Source organism: Alteromonas sp. LOR (assembly GCF_000753865.1).
Lineage (GTDB): Bacteria > Pseudomonadota > Gammaproteobacteria > Enterobacterales > Alteromonadaceae > Alteromonas.
In genome coordinates, this window is record NZ_JQFW01000004.1 from 141981 (window position 1) to 149859 (window position 7879).

General features: G+C 44.8%; 7 protein-coding genes and 1 tRNA gene. 4 read left to right on the forward strand and 4 right to left on the reverse strand.

The features are described from left to right. Window positions 1–12 precede the first annotated feature (12 nt). From JV36_RS0102370 to hemA, 4 genes are all read right to left on the reverse strand, one after another. Complete coding sequence (locus JV36_RS0102370) at window positions 13–1581, reverse strand: response regulator (protein ID WP_032095009.1); 1569 nt, start codon at window positions 1579–1581, stop codon at window positions 13–15. Between the two features lie 88 nt (window positions 1582–1669). Next, entirely contained in the window at window positions 1670–2521 is an 852-nt protein-coding gene (gene prmC / locus JV36_RS0102375; protein ID WP_032095008.1) for a peptide chain release factor N(5)-glutamine methyltransferase, read from the reverse strand. 1 nt (window position 2522) lies between these two features. Then, a complete protein-coding gene (gene prfA / locus JV36_RS0102380) occupies window positions 2523–3608 on the reverse strand; it encodes a peptide chain release factor 1 (protein ID WP_032095007.1) in 1086 nt (361 codons plus the stop codon). A 15-nt stretch (window positions 3609–3623) separates the two neighbouring features. Further along, window positions 3624–4898 carry a glutamyl-tRNA reductase gene (gene hemA / locus JV36_RS0102385; RefSeq protein WP_032095006.1) on the reverse strand — a complete coding sequence of 425 codons (1275 nt, stop codon included), beginning with the start codon at window positions 4896–4898 and terminating at the stop codon, window positions 3624–3626. Between the two features lie 130 nt (window positions 4899–5028). Here hemA and lolB point away from each other — a divergent pair, with 130 nt between their 5' ends. The 4 genes from lolB to JV36_RS0102405 all read left to right on the forward strand — a co-directional run bounded on the left by lolB (window position 5029) and on the right by JV36_RS0102405 (window position 7740). Beyond that, window positions 5029–5688, forward strand: a complete 660-nt coding sequence (gene lolB, locus JV36_RS0102390) for a lipoprotein insertase outer membrane protein LolB (protein ID WP_032095005.1) — start codon at window positions 5029–5031, stop codon at window positions 5686–5688. Further along, window positions 5688–6644, forward strand: a complete 957-nt coding sequence (ispE, locus tag JV36_RS0102395) for a 4-(cytidine 5'-diphospho)-2-C-methyl-D-erythritol kinase (RefSeq protein WP_081926497.1) — start codon at window positions 5688–5690, stop codon at window positions 6642–6644. Before lolB ends, ispE begins: the two co-directional genes overlap by 1 nt. Window positions 6645–6682: 38 nt before the next feature. Beyond that, a tRNA-Gln gene (locus tag JV36_RS0102400) sits at window positions 6683–6758 on the forward strand. A gap of 43 nt (window positions 6759–6801) precedes the next feature. Then, the gene (locus tag JV36_RS0102405) at window positions 6802–7740 is read left to right on the forward strand and encodes a ribose-phosphate pyrophosphokinase (RefSeq protein WP_235207744.1); all 939 of its coding nucleotides are present in this window, start codon (window positions 6802–6804) and stop codon (window positions 7738–7740) included. The last annotated feature ends 139 nt before the right edge of the window (window positions 7741–7879 follow it).

Genomic DNA, 7879 nt, shown 5'->3' on the forward strand with positions numbered 1-7879 from the left:
TGAATATTCCTGTTATAGATTTTTATTGGGATACTGCGTCTGAATAGCCAGAAACGCAGGTAAATTATTAAGAAAGCGAGTAACCAATATTGGCTCAAAGTGCCGCCCACTTTCTTCTTTTAATGTACTAACCACCTTTTCAATGCTCCAGGCTGGCTTGTAAGGTCGTTCATTCAGCAAAGCGTCGAACACATCAATCAGCGTTGCAATACGACTTTTTTGATCAATTTCTTCGCCTTTTAACCCTTCAGGATATCCCTCCCCATCCCATCTCTCGTGATGCTGACGCGCTAAGGTAGCCGCTAGCTGAATAGAAGGACGAGAAGAGTCATTGAGAATTTGGTAGCCAAACTCAGCATGCTGACGGATAGCAAAAATATCATCGTCGGTTAACGCTGTCGTTTTGTGCAATATAGATTTCGGTACGCGTGAAGTGCCAACATCGTGCAGCGATACAGCAAGTTTAAACGTATCAATTTCTTGCTCAGGCATAGACAGTATGTTCGCCATCAGTCCTGCCATTTCAGCCATGCGCTTAATATGGTTTGCATCGCTAGACTCATGCTCTAGTGCGTGGCCTAAACGCTCAATAATTTCTCTTTGGGTACCTTCTAAGTCTACGGTTTTTAATACGTTATCAAAAGCCAACTGAACGCTGTTAGAGAAACGTTTGATAAGGTGCTTATCACTTTCACATAACCGCCGAGGCAGCCCAGAAAGATAGAGCAACGCACCCTTGTGCGACTTGCTGTTGCAATACGCCACAACGTGATCTTCTGCATAGACTATCTGTTTGTCCTGCATCGCCTTCACGCACAACGCATATTCTTTATCGTTGATTGCATTTTTAAGCAGTAACCCTTCCTTTGACGAGTATTCACCATTACCGGCAAAAACATAAAGCTCGTCATCGTCCATTTTATTATTGTCTACGTCGAGAGTGCGCGATGTAGTGGCCACCGCTGTTGTAATGTAGGCCGCATCCTTTGAACATCCAAGGATAGACGCTAGCTGTTGGATTATTCCCTGCATAAATTTTTCTAAAGACTGGGAAGAAAACAAATCCACAGACGCATCGATGATTTTCTCAAGGCCTGCTCTGTTTTCTTCAATCACCATAATATCGCGGTACGAGCGCAGGGCAGCAATGATAACAGTGAAGAGCTTTTGCGCTGTGAGTTCCGTTTTCGACTTATAATCGTTAATATCGTAGTTAATGATGACGTCTTTTTCTGGCGCTTGACCAGGCTGTCCAGTGCGCAAAATGATGCGAGTGAAATGATTATCCAATTCATTGCGAACGTAATTTGCTACTTGAAGACCAGCGTCATCTGTTTCCATAACCACATCAAGTAACACCACAGCAATGTCGTTGTGCTCGCGGAACATGGCTTTTGCTTCTTCGCCGCTGTTAGCACTGATAAACTCTATGGTTTTTCCGTTCAAGATGAAGTCATTGAGTACAAGCTTTGTGACGGTATGAACCTCAGGTTCGTCGTCGACGATCAGTATTTTCCAACTGCCAAGATTTTCAGTACTGGTATCTTTTTCATCCTCTGCAAAAAGAAAGTCGTCATTCATCGGGCATATTTCCTTTATATTTTTATTATCGCTACCGAAAGAGAGTAGCCCTTAATGTACATTCTTTCATCGGCCCGTGTAAAAACTTTTAGTAACAGCGGCCAAGGGTTACCCTATCGTTACCACCGTAGTCTTTAATTGTTTCGATATCACTAAAGCCAGCCTCACTCAGCAACTCAGCCACCGCAGCGCCCTGATTGAAACCATGCTCAAAAGCCAGTAATCCACCCGCTAATAGATGCTCTTTGGACACGCTAATAATGTGTCGAATATCGCGAAGACCATCTTCACCAGATGTGAGGGCCGTTTTAGGCTCAAACCTTACATCCCCTTGTAATAGATAAGCACTGGAGTCTTCAATATAAGGCGGGTTAGAGACAATAATATTAAACTGCTTGGCTTTGAGTTCACTAAACCAATCGCTTTGTAAAAATGTGACGTTCTCTATGCCATTGTTTACGGCATTTTGTTGGGCTAGCGCTACAGCCTGCGCCTTAAAATCTACCCCAGTCACCTGTATACGAGGCAGCTCCGATGCCAGCGCTAGCGCTATAGCCCCCGTACCAGTTCCCAAATCACATATAGAAAAAGAAGAGGCCGATTGTTCATTAACGTCGCTGGGTATGCGCTTGAGCACTTGCTCTACCAGTACTTCTGTATCAGGCCGAGGTATAAGAGTATGGGGAGATGTGGCTAACTTAAGCGTCCAAAAATCCCGCTCGCCAATGATATAGGCCACGGGTTCGCCAAGACGCCTGTGCTCTACCGCTTTTTGAAACGTGTGAAGCGTTTGGCTATCCAGCACTTTATCGGGCCAGGTAAACAAATAGGTTTGATTTACGTTAAGGGCATTGGCTAGCAGTACTTTAGCATCGACAGAGGGCGATTCCCCGCCCTCTAACAACGCAACAGCCCATTTCAGGGCTTCATCAATACGCATGCTATTCGTCAGATAAAGACGCAAGTAAGTCTGCTTGATGTTCCTGCAAAATAGGATTGATAAGTTGACTTAAATCACCAGCAATAACCTCATCTAAACGATAGATAGTCAGGTTGATTCTATGATCAGTCACTCGTCCTTGTGGGAAATTGTAGGTTCTGATGCGCTCTGAACGATCGCCACTTCCTACCAAACTCTTACGCGTAGACGCTTCTTCTGCCGCACGCTTCTCTTCTTCAATCTGGTTTAATCTAGCCTGCAATACTGACATGGCCTTCGCACGGTTTTTATGCTGAGAACGCTCATCTTGACACTCTACAACAAGTCCTGAGGGCAAGTGGGTAATTCGAATAGCAGAATCGGTTTTGTTAACGTGCTGACCACCCGCTCCCGAGGCGCGGAAAGTGTCTATTCGCAAATCAGCGGGGTTAATGTCAATGGCTTCAGATTCAGGAATTTCAGGCAATATAGCCACCGTACACGCTGATGTGTGAATGCGGCCTTGAGACTCAGTTTCCGGTACGCGCTGAACACGGTGCCCGCCAGACTCAAATTTCAAATTACCGTAAACGCCTTCACCGCTAATATTAGCAACCACTTCTTTGTATCCGCCGTGCTCACCTTCGTTGGCGTTAATTAATTCTACACGCCAACCTTTGGCTTCTGCATAACGGCTATACATGCGGAACAGATCGCCGGCAAAAATACCCGCTTCGTCACCACCCGCACCTGCTCGCACTTCTAAAAAGCAGTTGTTGTCGTCGTTAGGGTCTTTTGGCAGCAGTAGCAATTGAAGATCGGTTTCAAGGCGCTCTATTTCAGCTTTTGCGTCTTTGTATTCTTCCTGCGCCATTTCACGCATCTCGGCATCATCTTCGTTCATCATCTCTTGTGCTGAGGCAAGGTCTTCCTGTGCCTTTTGATAAGCATTAAAGCCATCTACAACACCTTCAAGCTGACTGAACTCTTTTGACAAATTGCGAAACTTGTCCTGATTGCCGATAACGTCAGGATCTCCAAGTAAAGCCTGAACTTCTTCGAAACGCTCAACGAGGTGTTCGAGTTTTCTAACGACCGACTCTTTCATATTCTTCTTATTACCTTATTTATTTTCATCTGATGAGTTATCAGATAAATCTAATGCCTGTCCCATCCAACGACTTAACGACGGGTCGTCATGCTTAGCAGCTTCACGCAGTGCCAAGGTTGTTGGATGCAGCAATGTATTGGTTAGCTTATACGCCATTTCCTCTAATACAAGGTCTGCGCTTTTGCCTTCTTCAAGCTGTGCTTTTGCTTTTTCAACAATATCGTCCCGGTGCAGTAGCCCTTTTTGACGGTATTGCTTAACTAAATCTATAGACTGCTGAGACTGTTTCCAGGCCATGTAGTCGCTAGCTTGTTTATCGATGAGCTTTTGTGCTTCTTGCGCGGCTTGTTCTCTGTTTTCTAAATTTTTCTGAACAATATGCTGAAGATCATCAACGGTATAAAGGTATGCATCGCCTAATTCGTTAACTTCAGACTCAATATCTCTGGGTACTGCGAGGTCAACGAGAAACATAGGCATATTTTTACGCTGTTTTAGCGCTTTTTCCACCATGCCCTTCCCTATTAACGGAAGCTGACTGGCGGTTGAACTAATAACAATATCAAATTCTTTTAAATGTTCAGGCACTTGAGATAGCGTATACACGGTGGCATCAAGCTTTTGTGCCAATGCTTCTGCTCTTGCCACTGTGCGATTGGCCACGGCCAAATGCTTCACACCTTGCTCTTTTAAGTGTTGAGCTACCAACTCGATGGTTTCACCTGCTCCCACCAAAAGTACAGAGCGTTTGGGCAATTCAGCAAAAATGTGTTTCGCTAACTGCACTGCGGCATAGGCAACGCTTACAGCATTTGCACCAATATCGGTTTCACTTCGAACGCGTTTAGCCACGTTAAAGGTATGCTGGAATAGCTTATCGAACTCGCTGCTAACCATCCCTGAATGCCTAGCATCACCAAACGCTTGCTTAATTTGCCCTAGAATTTGCGGCTCACCAAGAATAAGCGAGTCTAAGCCACTTGCCACGCGCATAATATGCTTAACGGCGTCATCTTTTGTAAGTAGGTAACTGTTATTCTCAATTTCTTTTACATCTAGATGATGAAAGTCGCTGAGCCACTGCAAGATTTTTTCGCCGCTCTCATCCTGCGTGTTGACGTAAAGTTCGGTTCGGTTGCATGTTGACACAATGACAGTTTCATCAACCCCGTCCACAGCTTTTAAGCTCGCAAGCGCCTCCACCAGAGAATCTGGTGTAAAAGCCACTTTTTCGCGAAGTGCTACTGGTGCTGTCTTGTGGTTTATGCCAAGGGCAAGTAAAGTCATAAAATCTATGCTGGCAACGTCGGACGCGCATTGTACGAAAAAGCCAAAATGATTGAAAGTGCTCGTGAAACTGTGTTCACATAATATATGCGTTGTTTTCGCTCTAACTCTCAGGGAAATTTTTCACACCATGTGGCGTGCAATTACTTTAATAATTTTAACGGGCGTATTTTTAAGTGCCTGTACAACTGCTCCAAAAGGCCCAGAGCACGCAGTAAACCTCACTTCTCAATTAGAAAAAGTGGCAGAAATTCGCCACTGGCAAATGCGTGGAAAAATCGCATTTAGGCAAGGCAACGAGGCGGCGAGTTTAAATTTAGTCTGGAAAAACGATTCAGGTGATTTTGATTTTAGATTAAGTAATTTTCTTGGCGTAAGCATGGTTGACTTAAATGTAACCAGTAAACAGTCCTCATTAACTGCCGATGGCGAAACTTACTACGATGCAGATCCTGAATTACTCATCCACAAAACAACCGGCATTGTCATACCCGTTGCGCCGTTGCTTTCTTGGGTAAAAGGGCTCCCTCTTAAAGATGATACTTTTACCCTTACCGACAAGGGACTTGTTAATACCCTTGAAAGTGGCTGTACGGGCTGTAGCAATTGGTCTGTAAAATATGGCCAATACGGCAAAGTATATACCGATGAGGCCAGTAAGGGGGTCGATAAAGGCAACGAAGAAAACGGAGCATGGCTTCCTCACAGCATCACGCTTACCCAAGCAGAAACGCCACTGGCGCCGCAGACCCAACTTAAAATAAAAATTTATGAATGGCTGATTCTTTAATGAAAGATTCGCAAATCAAAGACTCTTCAACACCTGATTCTTCCATCACTCGTTCTGTAAAGGGCAACGCCAATACAGAAAACGTTAACGCTAATGGCACACCCCAGGACAGCGAACAAAAGCTACAGTGGTGGCCATCACCGGCAAAGCTGAATATCTTTTTACATATACTTGGCCGTTTTGATAATGGGTATCATCAGCTGCAAAGTCTGTTTCAAATGCTCGATTATGGTGATGAACTTGCTTTTGACGTTACTAATGATGGAAAAATAACCATGGCGACGCCCCTTGAAGGCGTACCTGACGAAGAAAATCTCATTATTCGAGCGGCTAAATTACTCGCTGATAAAACGAAAACACCACTCGGTGTTAGCATCTCTTTGAATAAGCGTTTGCCTATGGGTGGCGGTATTGGCGGGGGCTCATCAAATGCAGCTACCGCCTTAGTAGCCCTTAATCACCTATGGAAAACCGGGCTCAATGAAGACGAACTGGCGCAATTAGGCTTAGCCCTTGGCTCTGATGTACCCATATTTGTACGAGGCAAAACAGCATTTGCTGGCGGTGTTGGCGAAGACATCATGCCAGCTCCTCAAGAAGAAAAGTGGTATTTGGTTGCAAACCCTAATGTACACGTGAGCACTGGTGCGGTGTTTACCCACCCTGACCTGCCTAGAAATACGCCGCCAATTCAGTGGAAAGACTATAAATTTGAAGAAACTCGAAATGATTGTCAGCAATTAGTCGCGAATTGCCATCCGGAAGTTGCAAATTTATTACAGTGGTTGTTACACTACGCTCCGTCGAGAATGACGGGCACAGGTGCATGCGTATTTGCTACTTTTTCCGACAAAACTTCAGCAGAGCAGGTTATGGCGAAATTGCCTAACGCTTGGCAAGGGTTTGTTGCAAAGGGCGTAAATAGCTCACCACTATTGAATAAAATAGAACAATAATAATAGCGTGAACGCCACATCGGACAGAACTTAAAAATTGGGGTATAGCCAAGTTGGTAAGGCAGCGGGTTTTGATCCCGCCATTCGTAGGTTCGAGTCCTGCTATCCCAGCCAAATCTCTTTTATCAACGCACTGAGGAAACCACTTGTGCCAGATATGAAGCTCTTTGCAGGTAATGCCGTACCAGAACTTGCCCAGAAAGTCGCCGACCGTCTCTACACCAAGCTAGGAAATGCCAAAGTTGGCCGTTTCAGCGACGGTGAGATTAGCGTAGAAATTCATGAAAACGTCCGTGGCTCGGACGTTTTTATTATCCAGTCTACGTGTGCCCCTACCAACGATAACCTGATGGAACTTATTGTGATGATCGACGCACTGCGCCGCGCATCTGCAGGCCGTATCACTGCGGTAATTCCTTACTTTGGTTACGCTCGTCAAGACCGTCGAGTTCGTTCAGCAAGAGTACCAATCACTGCAAAAGTTGTGGCAGATTTCTTGTCAAACGTGGGTGTTGACCGTGTTCTTACTATCGATCTTCACGCCGAGCAAATTCAAGGGTTCTTTGATGTACCAGTAGACAATGCGTTTGGTACACCTATCTTACTTGCAGACATGGTAAGACGTGATTTTGCTGACCCCGTTGTAGTATCTCCGGATATTGGTGGTGTAGTAAGAGCTCGTGCAACAGCAAAACTGCTTAACGACACTGACTTAGCCATTATTGATAAACGCCGCCCTAAAGCGAACGTTGCTCAGGTAATGAATATTATTGGTGATGTTAAAGACCGCGACTGTATTATTGTGGATGACATGATTGATACTGGCGGTACGCTTGCAAAAGCTGCAGAGGCGCTAAAAGCTCATGGTGCTCGTAAAGTGTATGCTTATGCTACTCACGCTATCTTCTCAGGTAATGCGGTGACGAATTTACGCGAATCTGTTATTGATGAGATTATAGTTACCGACTCTATCCCGTTAAGCACTGAAATGCGCAAAATGGGTAAAGTGAAGCAGCTTACGTTATCTGAAATGCTGGCCGAAACCATTCGTCGTATCAGCAATGAAGAGTCAATTTCAGCGATGTTCGAGTACTAACCTACTCTTAGCCTTAGCGTCCTTGAGTTACTCAGTAATACAGCAGAAAAAGCGAGCGTAAGCTTAATGCCGATCAGTTAAGAAATATTTTAGCGATCGGTTGACCGATCTTTTATAGATGCAAAAATCCGATGAGCAT

Excerpts from the sequence above, each read along its gene's own strand:
- JV36_RS0102370 (WP_032095009.1), bottom strand. The coding sequence starts at position 1,581 with ATGAATGACGACTTTCTTTTTGCAGAGGATGAAAAAGATACCAGTACT.
- prmC (WP_032095008.1), bottom strand. The coding sequence starts at position 2,521 with ATGCGTATTGATGAAGCCCTGAAATGGGCTGTTGCGTTGTTAGAGGGC.
- prfA (WP_032095007.1), bottom strand. The coding sequence starts at position 3,608 with ATGAAAGAGTCGGTCGTTAGAAAACTCGAACACCTCGTTGAGCGTTTC.
- hemA (WP_032095006.1), bottom strand. The coding sequence starts at position 4,898 with ATGACTTTACTTGCCCTTGGCATAAACCACAAGACAGCACCAGTAGCA.
- lolB (WP_032095005.1), top strand. The coding sequence starts at position 5,029 with ATGTGGCGTGCAATTACTTTAATAATTTTAACGGGCGTATTTTTAAGT.
- ispE (WP_081926497.1), top strand. The coding sequence starts at position 5,688 with ATGAAAGATTCGCAAATCAAAGACTCTTCAACACCTGATTCTTCCATC.
- JV36_RS0102405 (WP_235207744.1), top strand. The coding sequence starts at position 6,802 with ATGAAGCTCTTTGCAGGTAATGCCGTACCAGAACTTGCCCAGAAAGTC.